Origin of the sequence: Sphaerotilus uruguayifluvii, assembly GCF_013294065.1 — a bacterium.
Lineage (GTDB): Bacteria > Pseudomonadota > Gammaproteobacteria > Burkholderiales > Burkholderiaceae_C > Sphaerotilus > Sphaerotilus uruguayifluvii.
Genome location: NZ_JABSNM010000014.1, coordinates 77,973 through 103,949, shown reverse-complemented (window position 1 = coordinate 103,949; position 25,977 = coordinate 77,973). Strand labels below are relative to the sequence as shown.

General features: G+C 67.6%; 26 protein-coding genes. 3 read left to right on the top strand and 23 right to left on the bottom strand.

The window, feature by feature from the left end:
- Positions 1-319: 319 nt before the first annotated feature.
- Both HNQ01_RS15460 and HNQ01_RS15455 read left to right on the top strand, forming a co-directional pair.
- Positions 320-2,092, top strand: a complete 1,773-nt coding sequence (locus HNQ01_RS15460; RefSeq protein ID WP_286180859.1) for an SIR2 family protein — start codon at positions 320-322, stop codon at positions 2,090-2,092.
- The gene (locus HNQ01_RS15455) at positions 2,089-3,516 is read left to right on the top strand and encodes an argonaute/piwi family protein (protein ID WP_173806308.1); all 1,428 of its coding nucleotides are present in this window, start codon (positions 2,089-2,091) and stop codon (positions 3,514-3,516) included. The genes HNQ01_RS15460 and HNQ01_RS15455 overlap by 4 nt, the downstream gene beginning before the upstream one ends.
- A 97-nt stretch (positions 3,517-3,613) precedes the next feature.
- Here HNQ01_RS15455 and trbC read toward each other — a convergent pair whose 3' ends face one another.
- The 21 genes from trbC to mobH all read right to left on the bottom strand — a co-directional run bounded on the left by trbC (position 3,614) and on the right by mobH (position 23,779).
- On the bottom strand, positions 3,614-4,315 hold the full coding sequence (gene trbC / locus HNQ01_RS22610) for a type-F conjugative transfer system pilin assembly protein TrbC (protein WP_173806307.1): 702 nt from the start codon (positions 4,313-4,315) through the stop codon (positions 3,614-3,616).
- Positions 4,302-5,336 carry a TraU family protein gene (locus HNQ01_RS15445; RefSeq protein ID WP_173806336.1) on the bottom strand — a complete coding sequence of 345 codons (1,035 nt, stop codon included), beginning with the start codon at positions 5,334-5,336 and terminating at the stop codon, positions 4,302-4,304. Before HNQ01_RS15445 ends, trbC begins: the two co-directional genes overlap by 14 nt.
- Before the next feature lie 41 nt (positions 5,337-5,377).
- Positions 5,378-6,052 carry a type-F conjugative transfer system protein TraW gene (traW, locus tag HNQ01_RS15440; RefSeq protein ID WP_353621715.1) on the bottom strand — a complete coding sequence of 225 codons (675 nt, stop codon included), beginning with the start codon at positions 6,050-6,052 and terminating at the stop codon, positions 5,378-5,380.
- The gene (locus HNQ01_RS15435; protein ID WP_286180857.1) at positions 6,049-6,459 is read right to left on the bottom strand and encodes a hypothetical protein; all 411 of its coding nucleotides are present in this window, start codon (positions 6,457-6,459) and stop codon (positions 6,049-6,051) included. Before HNQ01_RS15435 ends, traW begins: the two co-directional genes overlap by 4 nt.
- A gap of 9 nt (positions 6,460-6,468) precedes the next feature.
- Positions 6,469-7,011, bottom strand: coding sequence for a conjugative transfer signal peptidase TraF (gene traF, locus HNQ01_RS15430; protein ID WP_173806306.1), 543 nt, complete (start codon positions 7,009-7,011; stop codon positions 6,469-6,471).
- Positions 7,008-7,454, bottom strand: coding sequence for a hypothetical protein (locus HNQ01_RS15425; protein ID WP_286180856.1), 447 nt, complete (start codon positions 7,452-7,454; stop codon positions 7,008-7,010). Before HNQ01_RS15425 ends, traF begins: the two co-directional genes overlap by 4 nt.
- A gap of 16 nt (positions 7,455-7,470) precedes the next feature.
- Positions 7,471-10,071, bottom strand: a complete 2,601-nt coding sequence (gene traC, locus HNQ01_RS15420; RefSeq protein ID WP_173806305.1) for a type IV secretion system protein TraC — start codon at positions 10,069-10,071, stop codon at positions 7,471-7,473.
- A gap of 39 nt (positions 10,072-10,110) precedes the next feature.
- A complete protein-coding gene (gene traV / locus HNQ01_RS15415) occupies positions 10,111-10,833 on the bottom strand; it encodes a type IV conjugative transfer system lipoprotein TraV (protein ID WP_217427563.1) in 723 nt (240 codons plus the stop codon).
- Positions 10,830-11,750, bottom strand: a complete 921-nt coding sequence (locus HNQ01_RS15410) for a DsbC family protein (RefSeq protein ID WP_173806304.1) — start codon at positions 11,748-11,750, stop codon at positions 10,830-10,832. The genes traV and HNQ01_RS15410 overlap by 4 nt, the downstream gene beginning before the upstream one ends.
- Positions 11,737-13,182 (bottom strand): TraB/TrbI/VirB10 family type IV secretion system protein, encoded by a 1,446-nt coding sequence (locus HNQ01_RS15405; RefSeq protein ID WP_173806303.1) that lies wholly within the window; start codon positions 13,180-13,182, stop codon positions 11,737-11,739. The genes HNQ01_RS15410 and HNQ01_RS15405 overlap by 14 nt, the downstream gene beginning before the upstream one ends.
- A complete protein-coding gene (locus HNQ01_RS15400; protein ID WP_173806302.1) occupies positions 13,182-14,117 on the bottom strand; it encodes a type-F conjugative transfer system secretin TraK in 936 nt (311 codons plus the stop codon). Before HNQ01_RS15400 ends, HNQ01_RS15405 begins: the two co-directional genes overlap by 1 nt.
- The gene (gene traE / locus HNQ01_RS15395; RefSeq protein ID WP_173806301.1) at positions 14,104-14,670 is read right to left on the bottom strand and encodes a type IV conjugative transfer system protein TraE; all 567 of its coding nucleotides are present in this window, start codon (positions 14,668-14,670) and stop codon (positions 14,104-14,106) included. The genes HNQ01_RS15400 and traE overlap by 14 nt, the downstream gene beginning before the upstream one ends.
- Positions 14,671-14,686: 16 nt before the next feature.
- Positions 14,687-14,986 carry a type IV conjugative transfer system protein TraL gene (gene traL / locus HNQ01_RS15390; protein WP_173806300.1) on the bottom strand — a complete coding sequence of 100 codons (300 nt, stop codon included), beginning with the start codon at positions 14,984-14,986 and terminating at the stop codon, positions 14,687-14,689.
- A 31-nt stretch (positions 14,987-15,017) separates the two neighbouring features.
- Positions 15,018-15,434: a hypothetical protein gene (locus tag HNQ01_RS15385; protein ID WP_286180855.1), complete on the bottom strand. Its 417-nt coding sequence runs from the start codon at positions 15,432-15,434 to the stop codon at positions 15,018-15,020.
- A gap of 151 nt (positions 15,435-15,585) precedes the next feature.
- Entirely contained in the window at positions 15,586-16,356 is a 771-nt protein-coding gene (locus HNQ01_RS15380; protein WP_173806299.1) for an OmpA family protein, read from the bottom strand.
- The gene (locus HNQ01_RS15375) at positions 16,353-16,946 is read right to left on the bottom strand and encodes a lytic transglycosylase domain-containing protein (protein WP_286180854.1); all 594 of its coding nucleotides are present in this window, start codon (positions 16,944-16,946) and stop codon (positions 16,353-16,355) included. Before HNQ01_RS15375 ends, HNQ01_RS15380 begins: the two co-directional genes overlap by 4 nt.
- A 224-nt stretch (positions 16,947-17,170) precedes the next feature.
- Positions 17,171-18,340, bottom strand: coding sequence for a DGQHR domain-containing protein (locus HNQ01_RS22465; RefSeq protein ID WP_286180853.1), 1,170 nt, complete (start codon positions 18,338-18,340; stop codon positions 17,171-17,173).
- Between the two features lie 2 nt (positions 18,341-18,342).
- Entirely contained in the window at positions 18,343-19,107 is a 765-nt protein-coding gene (locus HNQ01_RS15360; protein WP_173806298.1) for a hypothetical protein, read from the bottom strand.
- A gap of 385 nt (positions 19,108-19,492) precedes the next feature.
- Positions 19,493-20,116 carry an IncC plasmid conjugative DNA transfer DtrJ family protein gene (locus HNQ01_RS15355; RefSeq protein ID WP_173806297.1) on the bottom strand — a complete coding sequence of 208 codons (624 nt, stop codon included), beginning with the start codon at positions 20,114-20,116 and terminating at the stop codon, positions 19,493-19,495.
- Positions 20,113-22,062: a conjugative transfer system coupling protein TraD gene (traD, locus tag HNQ01_RS15350; RefSeq protein ID WP_173806296.1), complete on the bottom strand. Its 1,950-nt coding sequence runs from the start codon at positions 22,060-22,062 to the stop codon at positions 20,113-20,115. The genes HNQ01_RS15355 and traD overlap by 4 nt, the downstream gene beginning before the upstream one ends.
- A gap of 1 nt (position 22,063) precedes the next feature.
- Complete coding sequence (gene mobH, locus HNQ01_RS15345; protein ID WP_173806328.1) at positions 22,064-23,779, bottom strand: MobH family relaxase; 1,716 nt, start codon at positions 23,777-23,779, stop codon at positions 22,064-22,066.
- A 248-nt stretch (positions 23,780-24,027) separates the two neighbouring features.
- On the opposite strand from mobH, the gene HNQ01_RS15340 reads away from it, so the two are divergent.
- Positions 24,028-24,738 (top strand): helix-turn-helix domain-containing protein, encoded by a 711-nt coding sequence (locus tag HNQ01_RS15340; protein ID WP_173806295.1) that lies wholly within the window; start codon positions 24,028-24,030, stop codon positions 24,736-24,738.
- 100 nt (positions 24,739-24,838) lie between these two features.
- On the opposite strand, the gene HNQ01_RS15335 is transcribed toward HNQ01_RS15340, so the two are convergent.
- Positions 24,839-25,498 (bottom strand): FlhC family transcriptional regulator, encoded by a 660-nt coding sequence (locus HNQ01_RS15335; RefSeq protein WP_173806294.1) that lies wholly within the window; start codon positions 25,496-25,498, stop codon positions 24,839-24,841.
- A gap of 24 nt (positions 25,499-25,522) precedes the next feature.
- A complete protein-coding gene (locus HNQ01_RS15330) occupies positions 25,523-25,828 on the bottom strand; it encodes a hypothetical protein (RefSeq protein ID WP_173806293.1) in 306 nt (101 codons plus the stop codon).
- Positions 25,829-25,977 lie beyond the last annotated feature (149 nt).

Genomic DNA, 25,977 nt, shown 5'->3' with positions numbered 1-25,977 from the left:
GGTCAGCAGCGGTAGTCAAGACTCGTGACTACTCGCTAGGGTGTTCAGTTCTACTGCACTGGGCATCTTCGAAATCCGAGGGCGAGTAGTCGCCCAAGACTGATCCGAGTCAATCGGGAATCGAAAGGCAACGACCGCCGGTCGCTTAGAAGCTGCAGTAACACATCATCTACCGGCGACCTGGTTCTGAGCGTGAGTTCGCTGCTGGTGGCGATGACGCCGGTGGACATCGAAGCCGAGTGGTCGCGCGAGAATTGGGGCCTAGGCGAGGTGGTGAAGCTCGCGTTGCGTCGCTGAGTCCCCAAGAGGTCCATCAGGCATGGAAGAACAAGACTTCGAATCTGGCCAAAACGAACAGCAGGCCTTCGCGCCTGCTATCGATGCGGATGACTTTGCCAGGCGGCTGTCAATGCGCGCGCCGAACGTCATGTGGCTCCTGGGCGCGGGAGTGTCAGCGGCGGCCGGTATCCCAACTGCTGGCGACATGATCTGGGAGTTCAAGCAGCGCCTGTTTGTCAGTCAACGCAGGATGCCGCCGGACATCGTGGCAGACCTTTCAGCTCCAGGCGTCCGTCAGCGTCTGCAAGAGCACATCGACTCGATGGAGAGCCTGCCAAAAGTCGGTGATCCGACTGAGTACTCGGCCCTCTTCGAGGAGGTCTTCCGTTCGGAGGCCGACCGCCGCACTTACCTGGACTCCAAGATGACGGGTGCCAAGCCCTCGTACGGTCACCTCGTACTGGCCACCCTGATGCGCGGCCAGCAAGCACGCCTGGTCTGGACCACGAACTTCGATCCCTTGGTGGCAGACGCATGCGCCAAGGTGTTCGACGGAACTGGCGCACTTACCACCGTTGCGCTCAACGCTCCAGAGGTGGCTGCCCATGCGATCTCCGAAGGCCGGTGGCCGGTTGAGATCAAACTGCACGGCGACTTCAGGCATCGCAAGCTCAAGAACACAGATGACGAGCTTCGCCACCAAGACGAGCAGCTGAGGCAAGTACTCGTTGACTCGTGCGGGCGCTTTGGAATGGTTGTGGCAGGATACAGCGGCCGCGATGACTCGGTGATGAAGGCCTTGGACTCGGCGTTGGACAAGAAGGGGGCGTTTCCTTCAGGCCTTTTCTGGTTGCACAGAGGGGAGGAGCCTCCGTATGGGCGGGTGATAGAGCTCCTCGTAAAGGCCCAGGCTGGCGGAGTCGAAGCGGCACTCGTGCGCATCGAGAACTTCGACGAGACCATGAGGGACATCGTCAGGTTGATGAAGGGCCTGGACACCAAGTTCCTGGATGAGTTCGGAAAGCAACGTGCACGGTGGAGCGCGGCTCCGATCCTCGGCGGTAAGGGCGGCTGGCCTATCGTAAGGCTAAACGCGCTACGCATCTCACAGATCCCGTCGGTCTGCCGGCGTGTCGTGTGTGATGTAGGCGGATACGCCGACGTACGCGCTGCCGTTGAGAAGGCGGGAGTCAACCTGCTCGTCGCAAGGAGCCGCCGAGGTGTTCTTCTATTTGGAGAGGACTCGGCAGTTCGCGCAGCGTTCGAGGACCACCGTATCTCCGAGTTCGACCTAGCCGCGATCGAGCCTCACAAGCTGCGATATGAGTCTGCGGATCGGGGCCTGTTGAAGGAAGCGGTTAGCCGAGCCATCTCCAGGCATCGGGGCTTGACGCTGCTGCGCAAGCGGAAGATGGATCTGCTGTACCCGGCGACGCCATCCGCGGAGGCCTTTGGCGCCCTGCGTCGCGTAGTCGGTGTACTGACAGGAACACTGCCCGGGTTTCCGGATGTCCGCTGGCACGAAGGGGTAGGCCTGCGTCTGGATTGGGCGGCCGACAAGCTCTGGTTGCTGCTCGAACCGACAACGGTGTTCTCGGGCATGACCGAAGACACAAAGGGTGTTGCCGCGGACTTCGCTCGTGAGCGCACGGTCAAGCGATATAACCCGAAGCTGGATGCGCTAATTGACTTCTGGGCCGGGTTCCTTGTCGGAGACGGTGAGCCACTGCGCGCACTGGACATTTCCAGTGGTGTCGATGCGGTGTTTCAACTTGCCCCTCGCACGGGCTTCTCGAAGAGGGCCAACGCATGAGTGCCAGCGAGCTTGCGCATCACCTCTGCCTGACAGAGCCGAAGCTCTCGTTCCATCCCGACAGGCGCAGCGACAGAGACATTCATCCGCTGAGTGGTCTCTTGCGGTTCGGTCCTTACTCAAAAGGGCTTCTGGTGCCTGACCCGATCCGGGTCGCAACCATCGCTCCGGCTGGAGAGGGCGGCCGACTGTATGCGTTCATGAAAGAGCTGAATTCGTTCTACAAGCCTAGCGAGCGCAAGGACTACCTGCCGGAGTGGCCGGGGTTTCAGCGCGTCTTCAACGTTCGAATGACAGGCGCCGGCGGCGACTGTCACTTCGAACTGGATGCAGGGCTGGAGGCCCGGTTGAAGGAGTCGCCGACACCTCACGTTGTGCTTGCGGACGCCATCACTCGAGCCGCACAACGTCTGCACGCGCGGCGATCTGCTTTCGATGTGCTGTTCATCTATTTGCCGGAACGGTGGAGCATGGGCTTCGTTGGTGGATTGAACGAGGACTTTGATCTGCACGACCACATCAAGGCAGTCTCGGCTTCGCGAGGTGTGCCCGTGCAGATCGTCCGCGAGGACAAGGCGTTGGCTTATGCAGACCGGGCCAGCGTTATGTGGCGCATCGGGCTCGCGTTGTACGCCAAGGCAGGGGGCATTCCGTGGAAACTCGCCGACACGGATCCGGAGACAGCGTTCATCGGCATCTCGTACTCTGTGCGACCGGTCGAATCGGGCGAGCCGAGGTTCGTGACGTGCTGCAGCCAGGTGTTTGATGCGGACGGGTCAGGCTTGGAGTTCATTGCCTACAACACCCACGAGTTCGAGGTACAAAGGGACAACCCATTCCTGTCTCGAACCGAGATGTTTAGGGTGATGACGCGCGCTATGGATCTATATCGCCGGCGCCATGCCGGACGGATTCCTCGGCGCGTCATGGTTCACAAGACGACCGAATTCAAGCCGCAGGAGGTCGACGGCTGCATGGAGGCCTTCAATCTATGCGAGGCGGTCGATCTGGTGCAAGTTGTTGAGGACGTCGGATGGCGCGGAGTCCTCGTGAACGGTCCGTTCAACGACCGTCCGGCGCAGGCAGCAATGTTTCCCGTGCCCAGGGGAACAGTGCTGGGTATAGCGCCCGCCGAAGCGCTGGTTTGGACGCATGGAAGCGTCAAGAAGATCAGCGACAAGGGCTCATACTTTCAGGGCTCGCGAAGCACTCCTCGACCGCTTCGCATTATTCGACATGCCGGCCACGGACCGTGGGATGACACGGCTTGGGCGATCTTGGCGTTAACTAAGATGGACTGGAACAACGATGCGCTATACGACCCACTCCCGGTGACGCTTGCTTATGCGAAGGTGCTGTCGCGCGTCGTCAAGCGCATCAGCCGACTTGGGTCCAGGCCGTATCAGTTCCGGTTCTTCATGTGAAGTCGTCTTGGCTCCATGCCTCGGGCGCCCACTGCCGCCATAAGGGCTTCCGCGGTCAGTTGTGGTCCTTGTGCGCGAGGCGCGGAGACAGCGGTAACTACCGCCTTTTACGAACTGAAGCTCTAGAGTCCTGATTCAGGTACTGCATTGCATGGTCGAGGGTCACGTCTCCAGCGACCTTCGCGAACTGCTGCGACGAGCCACACACGCGGGAGGCGCAAACTTCGGTCCCGGCAACTTCCATGACCAGGACGAATGTCGGAGTCCTCGCGATCCCGTAGCGATCGAACGCTTCCGGATCGATCTGGACTGCAACGCGGCGGCTGCCGATCAGCGCCTGCATGCGAGTAACCGTCTCGCGGATTGAGCCGTTGACCAACCCCCGCAGCACGAGGGTAGCGCCTGCACGCGCTGCCTGGTCGACCAAGCGCTGAAGCGTTGGCTCCGGCATCGCGAAGCTCACGAAGATCAGCACCTTCGGCCCTGCCTTGCCCGGAGCCATCGCCGCTGCCTGAGCTCCGTTCTGCACGTCGAAGCCCTTGGAGATGGCCTCGAGGTCGATGGGCATGCGGGTCACCGTCTGGGGCAGGTTCTCGATGCGAGGCGCGCCAGGAATCGGCACCCGCGCCAGCTCAGCATCGGTCGGCATCCGATTCTGCTGGCGTGCGCGCTCGATGTCGGCCTCGGTCACGGCCGGTGGCGTCGCCGGGGCACCCAGCACGCTGCCGGCAAGAAGGAGCGCGGAGACCCCCGCGCCGAGCGCCGGGCCGATGAGCGTGGCCGTTTCAGTAGCCCACACAGCAGTTCCTCTTCCTGAACAGCATGAACGCGAAGTCCTCGCCGCGCACCGGGTACTCCTTGCCTGCGCCCCAGACGATGGTGCTGCGGCCAAAGGGTTGGCAGCAGCGCCCGCCGTCCTTGGCGGTGTTGGCCACCGGATAGGTCAGCTGGGTCTTGTAGGCGGTCTTGTCCATGGCCGGCAGGAAGTAGGGTCCGCACAGGCCTGGCCGGCCATGCCAGCCCCAGGCCAGCAGTTCACGGTGCATCTTGGCGGTCAGCCGCTGCGCGATGAGGGCCGCCGTTCGCACCCCGCCCATGTGGTACGGGACGTGGCCATCGAAGGGGTAGATGCCGCCCTGGCAGCCGGCGCACCAGAACATCTCGGCGATGCCGAAGCCCGCGGTCGCGGCCACGCAATCGGCCGCGCAGGCCGCCACCGCCACCGGGTTGGCGAACAGCACGGCCTCGGGGTTGAGGATGAGGGTCAGCTCGTCGTCGTTCCACAGCGGGTCCACCTCAGTCAGGTAGGCCAGGTCGAACGAGCCCCGCTCCAGGCACGGGAAGTCGGTCACCACCTCCAGCCAGTACAGAACTGGGTTCACGTAGAAGTGCGCCTGGTAAAAGCTGCCGCCGTCGCCATCGCCTTCGGGGCGTGTGAACCTTGCCGCCGCCGGCGCCGGGATGCCGGGGTCGAGGTCGATGCCGCCCAGCGACGCCAGGCAGAACGGCTTGCGCACGGCCTCCACGTGCCGGGCCGGCTCCCAGAACCCGATCGACAGGCCGATGGTGGGATTCACGCCGCAGCTGCAGACCGGGTTGGACGGGTTTGGGATGTCCTCCTGCCCATCGAAATTGGCGATCGTGGCGCTGCCGATGCTGATCGGCAGGATGCAGCTCCAGCAGATGTCGGTGATCGGGTTGGGGAAGCGGCCGGTACAGGTCAGGCTGTCGGCGGCCTGCGCGGGCGCCACCCAGGGCAGGGCGGCGAGCAGCACCGAGCGGGCAAGCACCTGGCCGGCCCATCGGCGAAGCGCGGGCATCCTCGGTGCGGCAAGCCAGCGGATCAGGGAGGGCAGAGTGGTCATTGCACGAGCACCTCGTCGACGCGCAGGCGCATGCCTTCCTGCGAGACCAGGGCGGGCACCTGCCTGATGCCGAAACGGCGGGTCAGCGTCCCCTGCTGGTCGTAGTACACCGGCACGCGCCAGGCCTTCATCAGGTCCAGGTACGAGCCACCGGTCAGGATGGGCTTCACCTTGCCGTCGTAGCGCGCGATCAGCTCGCGGGCCCGAGCGACCTGTCGTCCGTCGCGGGCATCGAAGAACAGCAGCCGCTTGGACAGCGACACCACCTCCAGCGGGTTCTTGCGCGTCCCGGCCGGGAACAGCAGCCGGCCCTGCGCATCGACGATGTTGCGGTCGAGCGTGAAGGTCGGATCGATGGTCCAGGACCGTGCAGTCTCGGTGCCTCGTACGCCCTCGACCGGAGCCGGCTGGCGCACTGCGGCCACACCACGGTTGCGCGCCTCGTCGATCAGACGCTGCAGTTCACCCGTGCGTTCCTTGTCGCGCAGGCGCTGCTGGATGAACTCCAGCAGGTGGGGCTCGGCAATGCCGTAGATCGGGCCGATGGTCCCCAGGTCCACGGCGTGGGCGGCCGTGCTCAGGATCGTTGCGACGACCGCCAGCAGGCACTGAATGACGCGCGCCGCCGGGCTGGTGCAACGTGCCCGAGGCATTGGCAGGTCGAACTTCACCTTGCCGCCTTCCGGGTGCATGAGACCTGCTCACCCAGCCGGGTCAGGCCCGGCCCGTCCTGGAGGTGGCTGGCCCGGATCATCGCCATCAGCAGCGGATTGCCGTCTCCTTCCGCCATCGCCTGTCGCAGCTCGCGGCTCGAAAGACTCCGGCGGCACCGGCGCTCGTGGGCCTGCAGATAGGCCTGCGCCCCTTGGTGTGCCGCAGGGGAGATTTGCTGGAGCAGCGCAAGGTAGTCGGGCATCGGCACGTCGCCCGTGACAGCCAGCTCGGACGGTGTCTGCGCCGGCGCCGGTAAGGCTGTGGCAAGCGCGGTCATAGCGACAAGGGAAGCCAGCGAGGCCAGGGAGATCGACTGGGCCACGTGACGGGAAGCCGGCCAACGCAGCATCGAATGCGGATCCATGGCAGCCCCTCAGAACAGCGGCACCACGGTGCCCAGCACCTGCTCGGCCCGCACGAGCCCGCTGCTGCGGTAGCGCGAGTCGAACGAGTCCGGGCCGGTGCCCTGCACGTAGTAGTGGCCCGGCGGGATCACCGTCGGCGCGATCGGCTCCAGGGGGCGCCGGTCGAAGGCCTGGGCCTTGGCCGTGCCGACGACGACTCCGTTGACCGACACCGTGCGGCCGGACACCGTCACCACGTCGCCCGGCAGGCCGCGCACGACCTTGAAGAATGGCTGACCGTCCAGTCCGGGGTACGCGGTTCGCGCCTCGCCCGCAAACGAGAAGATGACGAACTCCCCGCGCTGCAGCGGATGTTCGCCGTGCTGCAGCCAGGCCACCCGGTACGGCAGGCTGCCCGTCCAGTTGAAGAGGACCGGCACCCGCGGCGTCGGGTCGATGAAGAGCCGCGTGTAGGCGAAGGCCCAGATCGCGAACACGGGCAGGTAGAGGTACCAGCGTCGCCGCATGTGCGCCGCAAAGTCGATGGCCTGGGTGCGAAGGCTGCGCTTCATCGGGCCTCCTCGGGGTCGTTCCTGTGGGGTGTCTGGGGATGGCCCAGCTTCTGCTGCAGCAGTGCCGTCAGATCGACGGTCCGCGGTGTCCGGCCGGCCACGGCGCTCTTCAGCACCACCAGGCAGGCGCAGTCGCGCGGCAGTTCCTCCAGAGCGGCCGGCAGCCGCTGCGAGAAGCTCCGGGCCAGCGCAAATGCCTTCTCGCGGTCGGCATCGGTGGTGGCACGGGTCAGGATCTGGGTGAACTCGGCCTCCTTCTGCCGGTACACCTCGCCGACATCGACGACGCCCACCCGCTGGGCCGGGCGCACCACCACGCGGTCGTAGGCGACAAGCGTGCCCAGCACGATCAGCAGCGCGAAGGCCGCGTGCAGGAGGATGGGCACCATGCCCACGGGCCCGGCAACGGGTTGGCGAGGGCTGGCGCTGGCGTCGACGTCCATGGGAGCCTCGCCAAAGTCACACCGCGTGCCCGCGCCGCCGCAGCAGCTCGGTGATCGCGTCGTCGATGCTCAGGCCCTGCGTCCGCAGCTCGTCGATCGGGGCGTTGTCCTCCAGCTTGTTGGAGAACAGCAAATGGGTCGCCGGATCGAGGATGTTGCGAGCCACGCCTTCGCCCACCGGCGAGGAGATGTAGACCTCCGAGAACACGCCCGGCTCCGTGCGCAGCGAGTTGAGCAGCCGCTTCTTGGGCTCGTCCATCGACAGCCGCCCCTTGCGGTCGAGCATCTCGATGGACTCGGGCTTCTGCCGCAGCAGGAACACCCAGTCCGAGCAGTTGAAGGCCGCCTCCATCTGGGCCGAGCCGTAGTAGTCGTCGGCGCTCTGCGTGGCCGTGCCGAGCGATCCGCCGTACTTGCGGGCGCGACGTGCGGCTTCCTCGACCACGGCCGCCTTCACGGGGTCGTCGGCGCCGATGTCGCCCAACTGCTGCTTGAGCTCGTCGATGAAGAGCACCTTGCGCCGGTTGCGCGTCAGGTACATCTCGCCGGTGATCTGGTGCAGCAGCAGGATGTTGACGACCGCATGCAGGTCGGGCCGGCGCTTCAGCTCCTCGTTCTCGATGACGACGAAGTCGTTGCCGAAGTCGATGTTGTTGCGCCCCTCGAAGAAGCGCTCGTACTGGCCGCCGCGGGCGTAGGGGTTCAGCATCACGGCCAGGTCGCGGATGCGCGGGTCCTCGCGCACGCCCAGCTCCTCGATGGTGCCGGCCTTGAAGGCGTCGCGCAGCGCGGTCACCGTGAGCGCGTTGCCGTGCTCGCGGAACAGCTTGATGACCATCGCCGAGATGGCCTTGTACTGGACCTCGTCCAGCGGCCGGGACATCGAGGCCATCTTGGAGATGGCCGGCACCAGCATGTCGATGTCCTCGTTGATGTCGACGATGTGCGTGAAGGGGTTGAGGCAGATGTCGACGTCGGGCCGGAACTCGATGTACGTGCCCTTGGCCTTGCGGCACAGCTTCTCGAACGACCGGCCGAGGTCGAGCATCCACACCTTGGCATCGATGGCCCGATAGGACCAGGCCATCTCGTTCATCAGCACCGACTTGCCGGAGCCGGGCGCGCCGATGATCGCGAAGTTGTAGTTGCCCAGGTCGTTGTCGAAGATGTCCAGGGTCATCAGCTGGCCGCGCCGGCCACCGAAGACCAGGGCCGGCGTGCGCGTGCCGCGCCACTCGGCGATCAGCGGTGCCAGGTGGATGGCATTGGCCATCGTCTTGCGCGAGACGCGGCGCATCTTGGCCAGGTCCTTGTGGAAGGCCTCCGAGAGCGTCATCGGCAGGCTGGCCAGCAGCGCCTGCCGGTGCATGTAGACATCTGCGTTGAGCTGGAAGCCCCGTCCGCGCCAGATCGCGTTGGCGGTCTCCTGGGCGGACACGGCCTTCTCGGGCGGCGAGAAGATCGCCAGCTGGTGGTACAGGCTCACCAGGCTGCTGCCCACGTCGATGGCGTTGGCCGCTGCCGTCCAGTCCTGCAGCTTCTTGCCCACATCGGGCATCACCTCGGCCATCTTGCTGCGCGCGTTCTGGGTCGCGCGCACGTGGTTGGCGGTGACCACGGACTTCATGACGTTGGGGTCGAGCACGTGCACGCCCATGGTCAGCAGGAAGGGCGCGCTGTACTGCAGCGCCGGCTGCATCAGGTCGCCGATCAGCGAGCCCATCTGCCACAGCGCAAAGCGCTCGGGGAACGACTTGATCGAGTAGAAGCGTGCTTCCAGCGATCCCTCGTGGCCCTCCTTCCAGAGGGTCAGGCCGGCAGGATGTGGGTCCTGGATGGTGTCGAAATCGACGATCTGGTCGCGGATCTCGCGGCCGTCGTCGTAGTGGAGGTTGGGGGCGTCGGTCTGGGAGACCCGGTCCGGGTTGGTGAACAGCGCACACCAGTTGATCAGGTCGGCGGCGTCGCAGACACGGCTGGGCAGCGACGCCGAGCGCAGCGTGGACGCCATGGACTCGCGCAGCGCGACCAGTTCGTCGCGCCGGGTCAGGTCGCCGGCCTGTTCCACGCTGCCGGGCACCGACACGCTCATCATCAGCCGGAAGTCGCGGATCGTGTAGTGGAAGCCGGTGGTCAGCGACTGCTGCGCGCCGTGCAGCAGGTGCCCGACACGCTGCCGCGCAAGGCGGTGGAACAGGTTGTCGTTGCGAGCCGGGCGACCCCAGTGCTTGGCCTTGTCGGCCTGGTCGGCATCCTCGACGCGCAAGTTGGCATAGCGACGCAGCTGCTCGCGGATGTGCGGCGAGGCAAAGAGGTGGAACTGGATCCCGGTGGCTGGCGGGCAGGTCGAGTACAGCGAGATCAGCACCTCGGCCATGCGGTCGTCGGCACCCGACTGCGGCATCAGCTCAAGCATGAAGCCCAGGCTGTCGCGGTTGACGAAGAGCTTCTCGTCGGCGAGGTAGGCCGAGTACGGCAGCCAGGACGCGAACTGTTCGGCCGGCGTGTCGGGAGGCGAGCCCAGGCCCAGCCAGCCCAGGCTGCCGTGGCCGGGGCGGCTGCCGCCAGGAGAGGCGGCGGATCGGGTCGAAGCGGTCGGGGCGAACGGAGTGGGCATGGCGCGTGCCTCGCAGGGGTGGCCGGAAAGGGTGTCAGGTCAGTCGTTGGGTTCGTTGCCACGCGGATCGACGGGCATCTGCGGCCGGCCCGCCGGAGGTGTCAGGCCGGGCAGGGACAGCGAACCACTCGGTTGATCTGTCCGACCGGACTGGTTCGATGACCTGGGGTCGCGCGACTCGGTGGCGCCGCCTGCAGGACGTCCGGATGCGGGCGGCGGAGGCCGCAGGGGCGCGTAGGCATCGCGGATCTGCCGCTGCGCGTGCTCGACGAGCCACTGGCCGTCGTCGACCCGGACGTAGACGTAGCCCTGGTCGTGGAGGTCGCGATCGGCGTCTTCCCAGGGTTTGAACCACAGCCGCAGGATGCGGGCTGAAGACCGGAGCGGCATGGCCGTGGGCGAGGGCGGCGTCGATGGCGAGACGGCGATGCGGGAGGCCGCGGCGCCTGCAGCGCCCGCTGCGGCTGCGCCGGTGATGCCCTCCGTCGCGCGCGGAGCTTGCGGCGTGCCTGGGCTGGCACCGGCCGTTCGCCGCTGACTCGGCAGGTTGTTCTGAACGGCATTGGCGTAGGTGCCGGAGACGGAGTCGCAGGTCACGCCGTCCGGGGCCTTGCAGGCATAGCTGGAGCTGCCGCTGAGACCGCTTATGCTCATGCAGCCGCTCAGCATCCAGGCCAGCAGCACCGACGCCCCGGCCAGTCCGGTGGCTCGGGCAGCACGCGCTGTCGGAGCTGCGTGGAACACGACGGCGGGCCTCTTCATGGCTTGCCCCCCGCCACCTTCGACACCTGCTGGAGGCGGGCGAGCAGCACGGTCCGGTCGACGTAACCGTCGGTTCGAGTGCCATCCGCCCAGACCAGGGTGGGCGTGCCCTGGACGGCGAGGCGCTGCGCGAGCGCGAGGTTGCGGTCGAGCGGGTTGTCGCACTCCGTGGCACGCGGGGCTGCCGGGTCGCCCGCCGGTCTGAGCAGCGAGGTGTCGCCCTGCAGCATGAACTGGTGCCAGGCCTTCTCGCGGTCCGCCGCGCACCAGATCGAGACCGGGCGCGCGCGGCCCTGGAAGGGCACGAGGAAGGTGTAGATCGTCACGTCGTCCAGGCCAGCCAGCTCGGGCTCGAGCCGGCGGCAGAATGAGCAACCCGGGTCGCTGAAGACGGCGATGCGACGGTGCTCGTTGCCGCCGCTGCCTCGCACGGTCTTGATCGCGTCCGCCAGCGGCAGCTGGTCGAAGGCGATGAGGGAGTCGGGAGCCGGCATCCTGTCGGCCTGCGCCGAAGGAACGCCCGCGCCGGGGGCCTGGCCGGCCTGCGCAGCGATGGTGGCCGCGCGAGCCAGCCTGGGGCCGGTGAGGTCCTGCATGGTCTGTGTGTCGAAGACCCGGCCGAAGATGAAGTAGCGCGGATTCCGCGGCGACACGTAGGCCACGTTGCTGTTCATCCAGACTTCGTACAGGCCCGCCACGGGGGAGCGCTGCACCTGCGTGAACTGCGTGCCGGGGTGTGCCTTGCGCAGCGCGGCCAGCAGCCGAGCCTCATCCGAGGCGGCGGCGCCGGCGTGGCCTGCGGCAAGGGCCGTCAGACCGGCCACGACCCAGGCCGCGGGCCGGCGGCACCGGACGGGAGCACGCGGGGCGGGAGAGGGATAGGCGAAGCCTGGCGAGGGCTTGTCAGTCGTTGGCATCGTCGGAGACCTCCGGGTTGCTCGGGCGGACTGCAAGGGGCGCGGCGGCAGAGGCGCTCATCGGCACGTCGATGCGGACGCCCTTGGTGATGACGACATCGATCTCGCGGCCGGCGTCGACCTCGATCACGGGGAAGGTGTTCTCGGCCAGCTTGATGTAGTACTGGGCGAGCCGGTCGAGGGCGCGGCCGACACCCGTGCCGAGCCCGGCCCGGTAGGCGTCGGCACCCGAGGCGCTGGTGATCGTTCCCAGCGGCGAGGTGCTGACGTTGGTGGACGAGGTGGCCAGGCCCTGGCCGATGCCGCTGACCACGCCGGCCAGCAGGGCGTTGGCCAGCATCTGGCCCTGCTTGGTGACCAGCCGGCCGCGCATGCCGACCTTGCCGTCCTCGCCGTAGACGCTGCCCTGGATCTTCACTTCCAGGGTCGCGCCGTCGGCGCGGACACACGACAGGTTCTCGGTGCGGAGGTAGGCCCGTTCGGAGCTGATGTCGCCGTAGCCAGCCGCGATGACGAAGCACTCGCGGTACTCGCCACGGAAGCGGTTGGGCAGCACCGCGTTGTCCGACAGGCGGATCAGCACCGGGTGGGGGTTGGACTGCGCCTGCCCGCCGGTGGGTGCGTCCAGTCCGCCAAGCAGCGTGCCGCGCGTGAAGCTCACCGGCAGCCAGGTCGACAGCGTCCGAGGCTCGGCTGCCGGTGTGCCGGCACGCTCCGAAGCGCTGCCGCTTGTGCCGGGGACGCCTTGCATGCTGCGATCGACCAGCGTGACGCGGCTGATGGCTGGCGCCGCCGGTGCGGGGTCGGCCGTCGGCAGCCCCGGCATACCCGCCGGCAACTGTCGGCCGGCCGTGTCCGGGCCGTAGGTCGAAGGGAGCGGCAGGCTGGCCGCCGGCGGCAGCCTGGTCGGCGTCGTGCCGGCCGAGACCGACGGCAAGGCGGGTGGGAGTGGCGCAGGCACGGGCGGAACCGGGGCTGCAGCGGGCGCCGGAGCGGCGGCGCCCTGGGCCGCCTGCGTCGCCGAGGTCAGTCGCTGTTCCAGTTCCGCGAATCGCTGCATCGTGCGGGCCTCGAAGGCCTGGCGGTCGCGGTTGAGCCGGGTCTGCTCCTCGCGCTCGCTCTCGTACTGGGCGAGCTTGCTGCCTGCGGTGCCGACCCACTGGTCCACCGGGTTGACCTGCTGGCCGGGCGGCATGACGCCGATGTTGGTGACCGGCCCCGGCGCGCCGGCGGCGGGCTTGCGCGCACCGGATGACGAGCCGGTGTCCGTGGACGCGAAGATCAGCCACAGCAGGCCCACGCCGGCGGCCACGATCACGCCCAGCAGCGCGAACTGACGCTGGCGCGGCGTCATCCGCTCGGCCAGTTGCGCGCCGAGGCGGGTGGCCGACTGACGAAGGGCAGCCGCGGAGGGAGGCAGGGGCGACACCATCACTGGCCTCCGCGGCGGATGACGAAGACGTTGGTGGTCTCGCCCGGACGCAGGTTGTGGTGCTCGACAGCCACGGCCAGCACCTGCCCACCCGACGGGCTGTCGGGTCGGTCGAACTCCTGCTCCGCCAGCACCATCACGGCCTGGCTCACGTTCTGCAGCAGGTACTTCTCACCCACCAGACCCCGGCCCTCGTAGCGCCGCATCAGCGAGAACCTGGCTTCCGCCCAGAGCTGGATGGGCTGGTTGAGCTCGTTCACACGGATGTCGGGCGGCACGCGGTCGGACGCCATCGCCAGGAGCAGCGTCTTCATCCCCCGGATTTGGTTGGGGGCGGTGCCCAGCGGTGCCTGCGAGCCCGCAGCGCCGGTCGGGGACTGCATCGCCTGCAGCGCCCATTGGCCGGGGTCGCGGATGACGATGGTGTCCGCCGGGGTGTCTGCCTTGCGCAGCACCAGCGTGTAGGTGGCGTGCGCCGACGAGATGAACAGGTTGACCGGCTTGGGCGAGTCGCCGACCGGGCGGATGTAGATCTCGCCCTTGTCGCGGTCGCACTCCAGCACGATCTCCCCCGCGGGGTTCACGGCCGGCAAGGCGGCAGCGGGTGGGGCACCGTTGCTGCCGCTGGAAGACGGCGCAGCACCACCGCAATTGCTGGAATGGATGTTGCCGAACACGTCCGTGATCGGCGCACCGTCGATGCGGATGCGCGTGGGCTCCTTGATCGACAGCACGGCCTCCACGGCCACGCCGTCGCGGGCGTCCAGCACCTGCAGCGCGGTTGCCGGCGCTGCAGCTGCGAGGAGGCATGTCACGGCCGCCCATGCGGCGACCGAGCGGAACCAGCGGGGTGTCTGGGAACCTGGCGCCATCGCCACCGTCGCTGCCGGTGCAGCGAGGCGACGGCGCAGCGGCCGGGAGTCACGGCGCGGCATGGGTCACCTCCTTGAAGGTCTTCAGGTGCATCCGGCCGCCGCTGTACGCGAAGCCCACCTCGTAGGCCTTGGCGTCGTTGGCCGTTTCCAGGCCGTTGACCAGGGTGCGCAGCCGGCCGCGGACGACGACGGTCTGTGTGTCCTCGCTGGGCACCAACTGCTGCGGCATGAAGAAGGTGCTGGCGTTGATGCGCTTCAGCCGCGCCGCCTCCAGCTCCTGGCGGGTCTTGAGCTCGCCGTGCTGGTCGGGCTCGACATAGCCGAGCAGGATGTCCTTCTTCCAGTCGATGGAGGCCGGCGTCACGTCCAGCACCAGCCAGGCGATGAAGGCGCCCATCTGCTCGAGGTACTCGCCGCTTGCCTTGTCGCGCGAGACCCAGAAGGACTTGTTGATGGACGGCGGCACGACGACGGTGCGCACCGTGCCCAGCAGGTTGAGGATCACCACCAGGGCCAGCACATGCGCGCCGGCCAGCAGGCCCACGGTGAGCGCCAGGCCGCGGTTGCGGCGGCGCATCTCCTTGATGTCCCCGTTCAGGCGTTCGAAGTCCATGGCGATGACCGTCGAGTCAGCCGACCATGCGCCGGATGTGCGACGGCGGCGTGGCGCGCATCGCCGTCAGCGGGCTGGTGGGCAGGTGCCAGTACAGCCAGTGCACCGCGAAGGCCGGGTGCTTGTCGGCCTTGATGCGGGCGATGGCGCGCGAGGTGAAGGCGCCGGCAGCCAGGCACAGCGCGAAGGAGAACTTCGAGCCGGACATGTAGCCCATGAACAGGCCGAAGAGCAGGGGCGCGGCGACGTCGACGTCCCAGAAGCCGATCTTCCACTGGTCGTCCAGGCGGCGCGGGATGTAGGTGTCGGCGTGCATGCGGGCCTCCTGCTCGTCGGCTGCGCGCGCGTCAGATCACCGCACCCATGATCGCGCCCGCGATCACGAGGCCGACCGCGGCGAAGATGGCCAGCCCGACATAGAACAGCACCGGGCCGAAGTTGCGCAGTGCGGCCAGCGAGATGAGCGCGACCACGAAGCCGACGAAGCCGACCAGGGCCTTGATGCCCGGCCCCAGGCTCGCGATCTGCGTCAGCGCCGAGGTGAGCGGGCCGGTGATGCCGGTGAAGGCGACCAGGTCGAGGGCGTAGCCGGGAAAGGCGACGCACAGGCCGAGCGCCATCAGCACGAAGAGCGAGACCGGCGACAGCAGGCGATTCGAGCGGCGGCTGCCGGCGAAGTGGGCCGTACCGGGGTCGTCGGCGCCGTCGGTTGCCAGGGAGCCCGTGGCACGGGCGGGATGCACAGAGGCGAGAGCGGTGTTCATGGGAGTCCTCCGAGGGTTCAGGGCTGGGAGACGAAGGTGGATGGCGGTGGCGGTCGGGTCGGGTGCGGGTGATCAGCGGGTCGGTGGCAGGGTTCAGGCCAGTGCCGGTAGGGCCGGGTGTGCAGATGAGGGTCGGGCGACTGCAGGCGCACTACAGGTCGGAGGAAACACGCCAGAAGGCGATCTCGACCCGCCGGTTGCGCGCACGGCCTTCCGGGGTGTCGTTCTCCGTGGCGTAGCAGCAGACGCCGCGTCCATCGACCTTCACCTCCGCGCCAGCCAGGTGCGGGTGACGCGCCCGCAGGTACTGCGCGACCGCAGCAGCGCGCTGGCGGGCCAACAGGTCGTTGGCAGCCGCAGGTCCGACGTTGTCGGTGCGGCCCCGGATGTCGATGCGCCCGATACCGTCGCCCTTTGCCGCGGCGTCGATCGAGGCGCGGGCGGCGGCCGTGAGCACCGCGCTCCCGAACGGAAAGCCCACGGCGATCTCGGACACCAGCGGTTCGGCCGCGTCCTCGGGCCCGATCGCGGTTCGCTGCGCAGCGGGCAGCGGTGCCTGCGGTCCGGCGATCACCAAGGTCTCACCGGGGCTCAGCGACTGCGCAATGACCGCATCCGAGGCCGGGGTGGAATCGGCTCGCGCTTCAGCCGTTGCTGCGCGCGCTGGATCGACGGCCAGCGTCTTCGGCGTGACGACCGGGCAGGCGGGCGGCGCGCACGTGGCGAACCGAGCCTCGTGGCCGTGGTCCAGTTGGGCGATCGACAGCCCAGCTGCGGCGCGAGTCGAAGTGGCGGGCGGTTGAGCGGCCTCTGAATGTGAAGCGAGGGCGCCAGTTCGGGGTGTGCTGCACGACGACGCGGCGCCAACGGCCGTCACCGCGAGCACAGGCACGGTCAGAAGCCGAAGCGCACGTCGCGTCATGGCGCCACCCTCGCAGCCAGGAGGATGGGTGCCGGTCGCGCCGCCTGCACAGGCGGCTGCGAAGTCGCCGCAACGGGACGTGCAGCCGCGCCGCTGGCGGAAGGCAGCCGGCGGTAGACCTTCCAGGCGTAGCTGGCACGCGCCGCCGTGCAGGCCTCGCCCTTGAGCTGGCTGCAGGCGGCGTTGTAGGCGCCGACGGCGTTCCAGGATGCACCGTGCCGCGCGAATGCGTCGGCCAGCAGCCACGCGCCGACGAGGATGTTCGTGCACGGGTCGTAGAGCTGCGCCTCGCTGATGCCATGCCGCGCCAGCGTGGGAAGGTGGGAGCTGTTGATCTGCATGAGCCCGATGTCGTAGGAGCCCGTGCGCTGCAGATGCGATCGGTTCACCGCACGTGGGTCGAGGTTGGACTCCACACGCGCCACCGCGACCAGCAGGTGGGGCGACAGCCCGTAGCGCTGAGCCGCCTGATCCCAGCAGGCCTGGGCCTGCAAGGGCGCCCAGCCGGCGGCGAGCGCTGCCAGCAGCCAGGGTCCTGGCATCGGCCTGGCCAACGACCTTCGCGCGGGGAACAACAGCGGCACCTGCATGGATCGACCCGTGACGTCTTGGTGGACAGGGCGACGCCGTTCCTGTCGGCCAGGCGTGGCCGAGTGCGGGGCGTCGAGCGACGGGTGCGGACCGGCGAAGCGGTCAGGGTCGGAAGCGGGTGTGGAGCGGGTGTGGAGCGGGTATTGAGAGCGGGTCTACGGGGAGGCGACCTGCGGCGCGTGTGGTGCGAAACCCCAGCACCACCGCGCCGTCACCTTTCGCCTCATCCGGGGCGGAATGGGCGCCCGCGCGCGGCTCGGTCGGCCATGTTCAGCCGGGCCTGGCGCAGCACCAGCGTGTCGCCGCCCTCGTGCTGGCGGCACAGGGCCACGCAGGCCGTGGTCAGCTGGTCGAGCTGGAACTTGGGGTTGGGGTGGCGGTTGGCCGGCGAGCGCTGCACGGCCAGCAGCAGTTCGTACTGCGGTCGCCACATCGACTCGCGGCGCCTGGGCGTCATCGGCGGGCGCAGCACCAACTGCGTGCCCAGGAAATCGAAGATCCGCGCTGGCGCGTCATCGTGCAGGAAGACCAGCGACACGCAGGCGCTGATGAGGTCCGGGAAGCGGAAGGTCGGAGAGACGTTGCCCTCGCTGCGCAGCACCGTGAACAGCCAGTCGTGCTCCTCGAGCCAGAGCCGGGTCTCGATGGTCTCCGGGTGTTCGCCGTCGTGGGCGCCGGAGCCGGTCTGGCCAGCCTGGGTGGCGACGTCGCAGCGGGCAGCGGGCAATGCAGAGTACATGGCGCGGTCCTCGTTCGGTGGCTTCAGGATCTGAAGGCCGTGCTCTGTCGAGCGCGTGACCGAAAGGGTAGGAGCCGGCCGCTGCCGCGGCGCTGCGGAATGGCGCGTTTGCGAGGGGGGTTTCGGGGTTGGTCGGAGAGTTGTGCGGCGTCGCCGGGAGCGCTGCAAGAACCGTCTAGACTCTGTCAGATACATTTCCCGCAGCGATGTAGGGGGAGGGAGGGACGCCTTGGTCAGCGCAATCGATCGCTGCTGACCATCGACGATCCAGGCAACGCGCTGGCCCTCTGCATAGATCGGCAAGGTCAAGGTGCCACTCTCAGACACCCTGGTATCGCCCGCAGGCTTGCTGCCACGCGAAGCAGCGAACTTCACGTCCGGCGCAAGTGCCAGGATGATGGCGTTAGGAAAGAGGACGTCGCCCTGATTTAGGTAGTCCACGATGCCTTTGACGTGCTGGCGAATCTCTGGACGTTGAAATCCCTTGAGTTCATCAGCCGCGTCACGCTCGATGCGCGAAATGTCTGCCACTCGGACAAAGTCACCGCCCTTGATGAAGAACGCGTAGACGTCCAGTCCTTCGCCCTGCGTGGTGTGAAGCGCGCGCACAACCAACTCTTGTCGACCGGTGGTCGTCTTCTTGGTGGCCTTCATCTTCACGCTCGCAGTTGTGCGGACAAGCCCTGCCAAAGTCGGCTGAACCGCTTCTGTTCGCAGGAGATCCGAGCTTCATCTCGCAGATAGCGCAGCAGTTTTGTGCTGCTGCCCGAGTGCCGGGTCCACTGTGCTTCTAGGACTTTCAGAATCTCGTCATCGGTCATGCGCTGACCCGTCGCACGATGTCGCCGCCGACGGTGGGCGAGGCTCGCTGCCACAGTCTCATGAGACTCCTCGAGCGGCATCTCCGTCGCCTGGAGAACTTCCACGAAGTGACGTAAGGCGCGCTGAGCAAAGTCCGATCGCGTGCCTGCATAGCCGCGCACCGACTCAAGACGGTCGTCATAGGGCATCACACAGCCCTGCAGGTGGCGCGGCAAGCACTGGACACCAGCAGCGGATGTGAAGATCCGCAGGGATCTGGCCCTGGCCGGTGTGACCTGTGCCAGGTCGTCTTGCACCAACCGCAAGTAGCCGCTGGGCAGCGCCAACAGCGTCGGCGCCTTGGCGATCAACCTGGACAGAGGAGCCGGCGAAGTTTCGGTCAACGCGTTCCACCACTGCGGCACATGGCATCCCACCGCTCTCAACCGGCGATCCAGATCCGTTCCCGCCGCCACGGTGCACTCATAGGCTGGGACGGGTTGGTCGTGGCGGATCAGCCCCAGGCCTGCAGACACCACATACCAAGGAGCGCCCAGGGCTGCTGCTGCGGCCGCCGTGTCCACGATCGATCTACCCTGGTAGAGGCTTTCAGCTGCCATGTCGGCACTGGCCGTCCCGATAGCTCGACGCCAGGCCTGTGCCAAACGAGGCAGCGAGGCGCACTCAGGCAGCACTGCCACGTCTACGCGATGGCGGCCAACCTTGCGTTGGGTACAGCTGGTGACGATGGCGACAGTTACAGTCACGGCGAGTGAGGACGAGATGCAGTTTTTTGGGGCCCTAGGTAGTGTACCGGATGCAGTTATTTTTGCTTCCGGGTGACCTGGAGCGAGCACTTATCCAGGCCCGCCAGCGGGCGCGACCCGATGGTTCGAGGCCTGCAGCCCCAGAGGCCTGCGACTCAATGCATGCCCGGTGCTGAACTTACCTCCGGGAGGGGCGCCCGAAAGTGAGTTGGCAGGTACTGCTGAAGGACCGTCGAACCTACCCACGCCGATGAAAGTGCGCAACGCTGCGTCCCCAGAGGACAGCGAGAGTTGCCACGACGGCGGGGCTGACCAGCGGATGCACCCCGACCGGCAGCACCAACGCAACGACGGCGGCGCAGGCCAGCAGGATCGACACGGATGCGTACAGCGCGAAGCGCTCTGGATCGTGGTGAAGGAACTCCTTGGACTTGATCACTCTGCTGATCGCGCCGTCCGCGACCGCCGCGGCAAGGAACGCTGCCATCCAAGGCAGCCACTCCAGCATCGCCGACAGCCTGAAGGCGGCCAGCAGCACGAGTGCATCGATCGCACGAAAGTAGCTGTTCCCGAACAGCCGCTGGTTGACGGAAGCCATCTCCCGCGCCACGGCGCCGTCCACGCCGCTGGCCGCCGACTCGCCGGCGGTCGGGGGAATGGGTGTTGACTCGCGTGCCGCGCCCTGTAGGCCCAGCGCTCGGTCGAGGATACGCAGCGCGGGCGTCTCGCCCCAAATCTCTTCCATCGCCTGGTGCTCGCTTCGAATCTGCGCCAGGAACCGCTCTGGCGGATGCGCCGATGGCAGGTAGAGCACCAGCACCAGCAGGCAGAGCAGGGCGGCGATGCTGACGATGCGGATCACGACGGATGTCCCGCTATTGCAGCTGGAGTCCGGTTCGGCTTGGGCGGTGCCGCACGCGTTGCTCTGGGTTCGTCCGCATCCGGGTCGAGGATCGGAAACCGCCCCTTGATGATCCGCCCGCCCGACACCGAGGCGAAGTACTGCAGGTTGGGCAGCTTGCCCAGCACGTCGGCCGGCACCATCTCCTCGAAGCTTTCGGTGAGCTGCGTCGAGTAGCTCGACGAGAAGTCGCCCAGGTGCGCGTCGGCGCCGCTGCTCAGGCCCACGCGCACCGAGTGGATCGCGGTCTTGCCGAAGGTCTCGACCACGAAGTCCTGCGTCGGCCGGTCCTTGGAGCGCAGCGCGATCAGGTTGTTCAGGTTGCCCAGCGCCATGCGCGCCGCGTCTTCGCTGCCCAGCCGCTTGGCCAGGTCGGCCAGCGTCTGCATGGCGCAGGTGGTGAAGATGCCACCCTCTGCGCCCTTGTTCAGGATCTCGATCAGCGGCTGGTTGATGACGTTCGACACCTCGTCCACGAAGAGCGAGATGCGCCGGTAGCCGCCCAGGTTGTAGCGCATGCCCGCGCGCGCGGCCAGGTCGGCCAGGGCCAGTGCGCCGATGGCGGTGGCCACCGACGGGTCGGGCAGCGAGTCGAGGCAGATGTACAGCACATGGCCGGCGCGCTCGATCTTCTCGAAGTTCATGATCGGTCTGGCATCGACAGCGTCGAAGGGGTCGGGCGACAGGCTGCGGCCCAGGTCGCCCGAGGTCAGCATCGAGAGCACCGGCAGCAGGTTGGCCGTGATCTTCTGGTAGTGCTCGCGGTTGTGGCGGAAGGTGCGCACCTGGGCGTCGAGCACCTTGTTGCGCTGCGACTGCGGGACGTGGTGCTCGTAGAAGGCGACCAGGGCCAGCAGGTCTGCACTGGCGGCCTCCGACGGACGCTTCATGTTGCCGCGGTGCGCATCGTGCAGCAGCTTCTTCATCTCCGGCTGGTCGCGCCAGCCGGTGCCGAGAAGTCGCTCGTAGAAGCGACGCAGCGTCGCTTCCAGCACGGGCTCGATGCCGCCCTCGATGTACTTGGTGAGCTTGACCAGGTTCGGCCGCTCCTCCAGCTCCACCAGACCCTGCACGACCACGTTCACGGCGTCCCAGCCGAAGGCGGAGAAGGCGCCGGCCGTGTCCGGCGGCATGATCGACTGGATGCGCGAGGCGATCTCGGTGGGCTTCTGCCAGTTGAAGGTGAAGTCCAGGCGCACGCCGGCTTCAGGGAAGGCGGGGTGGAACTCGAGGAAGGTGTCGGGGTCGCGCCAGTCCTCGCAGGCGCGCTGGGTGACACGCTTCAGGCGGCGGCTGTTCTTGGGGTCGATGACGATGACCACGTCGCCGCGACGCACGGCCTGCGTCACCAGGTTGGCCAGGGCCACGCCCTTGCCGGACTGGGTGGTGCCCACCAGCAAGGTGCCGCCTTCGAAGTTCTGCAGCGGCCGGTGCAGGGCCACCTCGCGTGGCTCGACGCCATGGATGTAGGGCAGGCCGATCTCTGCATCGGGTTGCGGGCGTGCGTCGTAGCCCAGCACCTGAAGCAGGCGGGGCGACACGGTGAACTCGCGGTAGTCGACCTTGGCCAGTTCGTAGAGACGCTGCGAGTGGACGGGCCGCCACTCGAAGCCGAAGCCCAGGAACACCGCGTCAGGCTTCTCCGTCCAGCGGGCGACGGCCCGTGTGCTCAGCACCTGGATGCCGCGGCCGGAGAGCGAGGCGCGCAGCACCAGGGTGTGAACGCCCTGCGCCAGCCGCAGGACGCCCATCGCCAGGCAGAAAGCGGCGAGCGGGAGTGCGAGCTGTCGCGGGAGGAGGCCCAGTCCGCCGGTGACTGCGAAGAACAGCAGGGCGGATGCCCAGACGGCGGCGGCGTACACCTCGTAGGCGCGCCGCCAGGGCATCTCGTAGCGGCGCATCAGCATGTCAGGGCTCCTCGTGCGCGGCCGGCTCGAAGGCGGCAGGGTCGAAACCATCGATGCAGGCTGGGGCAACGACCAGCCCGATGGTCGGCTCGCCGCGGAAGTCGGCCGTGACGGTGGCCGGGCCATCCCGTCCGGCATGTACCAGCAGGCCGACATCGGCCAGCGCCCGACCCGCCAGCGCGGGCTGCACGCCACGCCGTTCCAGTTCAGCCAGCGGCACGAACAGGCCGGCCGCGACAGGTGCGGCGGCCGCAGCGCTGCCGGGCCCATTGAGGGTGCTGACGATGGCCGCGAGGGCATCGCGCACGGCCGGGTTCAGGCGCATGGGCGCGTTCAGCTTGAAGGTGGGCGCCGCGGCCTGCGACGGGGAGGGCGGAGGGGGCGGCGACTGGACTGCGAGGTCGGCGACGACAGCGGAGGGCGGTGCCGGGGTCTGCGAGGCTGGCGGCGGGGACGTGCGAGCTGCCGGTGAAGTGGCCACATCGGTGGCGTCGAGCAATGAGAACTGGGTGCCGGGCGGCGGTACGGGGGCTGGCGCCGGTGCAGTCGCTGGCGTCTTCTGTGCGGTCCGCATGGCGCCAGGTGGGCAAACCAACGAGATGGTCAGTGGCTCGGCCGGCGGCGTGACACCGTTCAGCAGGATCGCCGGCGATGCCAGCTTCACAGCCTCCGCGGCGGTCTTCAACTCCGGCGGCAGGACGAACCAGGTCGAGGCGCCGTCCGGCTGCCGCACGAAGACCCCGGCCTCCAGAAGCAGATCGAGCATCGTCTCAGGCGCCTTCGGGATGCCGGCCAACTGATCGGCTTCGAGGAGTGCCTGAACATCGTGGGCCGCCTGCGGCCACAGCAGGAACAGCCCGTCGGGCCCCAGCCAGGCGCGCGACTTCTCCCGGTTCGGGAACCAGCTGGGACTGCCGGATGCCAGTCGGCGCATGGCGTCGACCAGGTACCGCTCGAAGTGCGAGCCGAACTGAGGCGCGCCGTAGCGATCGGCGTTGGCCTGCAGGTTCCGGTCGATCACCAGCGCAAAAGAACGACGCACCAGCGCGTCGAGGACGTTGTGGTCACGGTAGACCGGCTGCCCGCTGATGCTGGAAAGGAGGTGCGGGACGATGACGCTGTTGTCCTGCGCCAGGTACTGGAGCGTGGCTCCCGGCACGACCAGGGGCAGTGCGAACACGCCCAGGCCGCGCGACTCGGTGGCGTTCGGCCGCCAGCGAACGAAGTAGCGAGTGGCACTGCGCGATGCCAGCCAGTCACCCAGGGGGATGAGGAACTGCGGCCACTCGCCGCCCGCCTCGTCGGTCACGATCAGGTGGCTGAGCACCCGGTGCAGTTCGCAACACAGGCCACCGATGAAGGTGGCCAGGCGCCAGCGCGGTTCAAGCTGGCGGCGCGCCGAGATCGTCGATCGTCCGGAGAAGATGTGCGCGTCGGTGCCTTGCAGGCTGTAGAACGCGACCTCCAGCCCGAGGTTCAGCAGGCCGGTAGGTGAGCTGAAGTAATTGTCGGCGGTGGCGGGGAGAAGGTGGACATAGCCGGCATAGCGCTGCAGCAGCGGTTGCACCTCCGCGTCGAAGGTGTCGCGGGACAGGCCGAAGCACAGGCGGATGCGGCTGACGAGGCCGTCGGCCGCTGCTAGCACGTCAGGGACGGGCAGGGCGGCGAAGCCCGGGTCGGACGCTGGAAAGGCTCCGTGGGAAGCTGACGAAAGCATGGCGATTGCAGGCGTGCACCCGCGGCCATGTTGATGGACACGGTTGAACGCCGTCACCTGAAAGGATCACTATCGGGCACGGCTTTCGACACCAGGCGTCGGCGGCAGGCCTGATCCGACATCGCTGGCGGTCGACATCGGGCGTGCGTCGTCCGCGTTCATGCACCGCCATGGCGGGCTGCTGTCGGGCTGCTGTCGTGGTCAGCGCCTTCGGTGCTTTCGATACTGCATGCCATCGATGTCCTACCATGGAGAACCTTGTGATTGACACCGCCGAAAGAGTGACGACCGCTCGCCTGCTGACCCCGGCCGAACTCGGCCTGTGCGTGCGGCTCTTCCGGGAGATGCGCCAGTGGTCTCAGGAGCAGTTGGCTGAAATCTCCGGGCTCAACGTCCGCACGATCCAGCGGGTCGAACAGGGCCTGGCGGCCAGCCTGGACACGCGACGGGCTCTGGCCGGTGCGTTCGAGTTCGAGGATCTGGATGTACTGAACAAGCCTTTCGCGATCCCGACGGAAGAGGAGCTCAAGGCACAGAAGGCAAAGTTCGATCGCGAACACGTCACCTTGACTGCACTCCCGCTGACGACGGGGAAGCAGTTGGCCAAGCTCACCGAAGCTCACATGATGGATCTGTCGGAGCCTGGGTGCGAACTCGAGCGGGAGGCGGACGAGGCGTTCGCCGGATTGGTGGACTACTTCAGGGAGTACCGTGACTGCGCGGACCTCTACACCGAGTCGACCAAGTTCGAGGTGTACGACGAACTGCAGTCCCGCATCGATGGCCTGAAGGCGCTCGGCGTGTCATTGCGCTATGCCGAACGCAAGATGCAGGTGAAGTGGGGAACCGACCCCGATGCCAAGCCGATGCCGGTAAGCGTTCTGTACGTTGTCGCTTTCCCGCTGGGCAAGGAGCCGGACCAGTTTGCGACACCGAAGTCCGGCGGCATCCGCTTCTGATGCAAGTAGGACGCTGTGCCGTCCACGCCAGATCGGAATTGCTTCCTCTGTATCTCGCATCGCCATCCGACAGGGAAGGTCCTGCTGCGAACCGATTGGCTCACGGCTGGCTTTCGCTCGCCGAGGACGTGCCAGCCTGTCCCGTCGACGAGCCAAAGGAACGCTGCAGCAGGACGAGCATCCCCAACTGCTCCGCGCTCGGCGTAGCCAACGGCTGCACCGGAAACGCCCCCTGCACCCGCGGGTCCGTGCCGTACCGCTGCACCAGCTTGCAGAACGGGCAGTGGTCGTTCGACCGCGCCACGGAGCCGAAGGCCGCCAGGAACTCGCTGTGGCAGGTCGGGCAGGTGACGAGCGAGAAGCTCCTCGTGTCGGTGAGCCACAGGCCATCCGTGTGCGCGGCCAGATCGAAGGCGCGGTCGAAGCTGATGCGGTGCGGCGGCTGGCAGATGCCGACGTAGTGGCGGTAGGCGCCGACGAGAGCTTCGCCCGCAGGGAAGTCGGCGTCGCGCAGACGGCGGTACAGGGCCACGACGATCGAGGCCTCGGCGCGGTGGAGCAGGTTGGCGCCGTGGTACCACTCCGGGGAGTCCGGCGAGCGCCCTCGAGGCACGGCGAGGCGATCGGGGAAGAGCAGGCGCAGCGCCTCGCGGGGCGGCAGGCCCGTCAGATGACCGATGGTGCGCACGCGTGCACCGCAGGCCGCACAGGCCTTGGCCAGCGCCAGAGCGCGCAACTGGCGATCGACCCGCGACTGCATGGCCAATGACCCGGCAGCTGGGCGTCAGGCTGCCGAACTGGCCGTGACATGGCGGGGAGCGTGGACCGCGGCCAGCGGTCGAACCAGCGGCAGCGGTGTGTCGAGCAGGCTGACCAGGTCGCGGCGCGGCGGGAAGAGCGTGGCGTCACCCAGGTTGGCCACGATGGCCATCAACTGCTGGACGCTCATCGTGCCGAGCCGCTCGGCCTGGACGGCGTCGAGCGAGAAGCGGCAGCACGCCGCCGTTCGGTCGTGGAGGATGCCGTCGCGGATGGTGAGCAGCAGGGTCAGGTTGGCGATCTGCACATCGGAGAGCTGGACCTGGTTCATGGTGCGTCCTCGCGTGGGGACCACGAGCCCTTGCAGGGCAGGGTGGAGGGGTTGGTCGGTGGATGCGGGTCGTGTTGCGGTGGCTGAAGGAAGGGATCCGGCGCTGTGCGGCCAGCATAGGGTGGGCGACAGGTCGACTTCAATGGGCG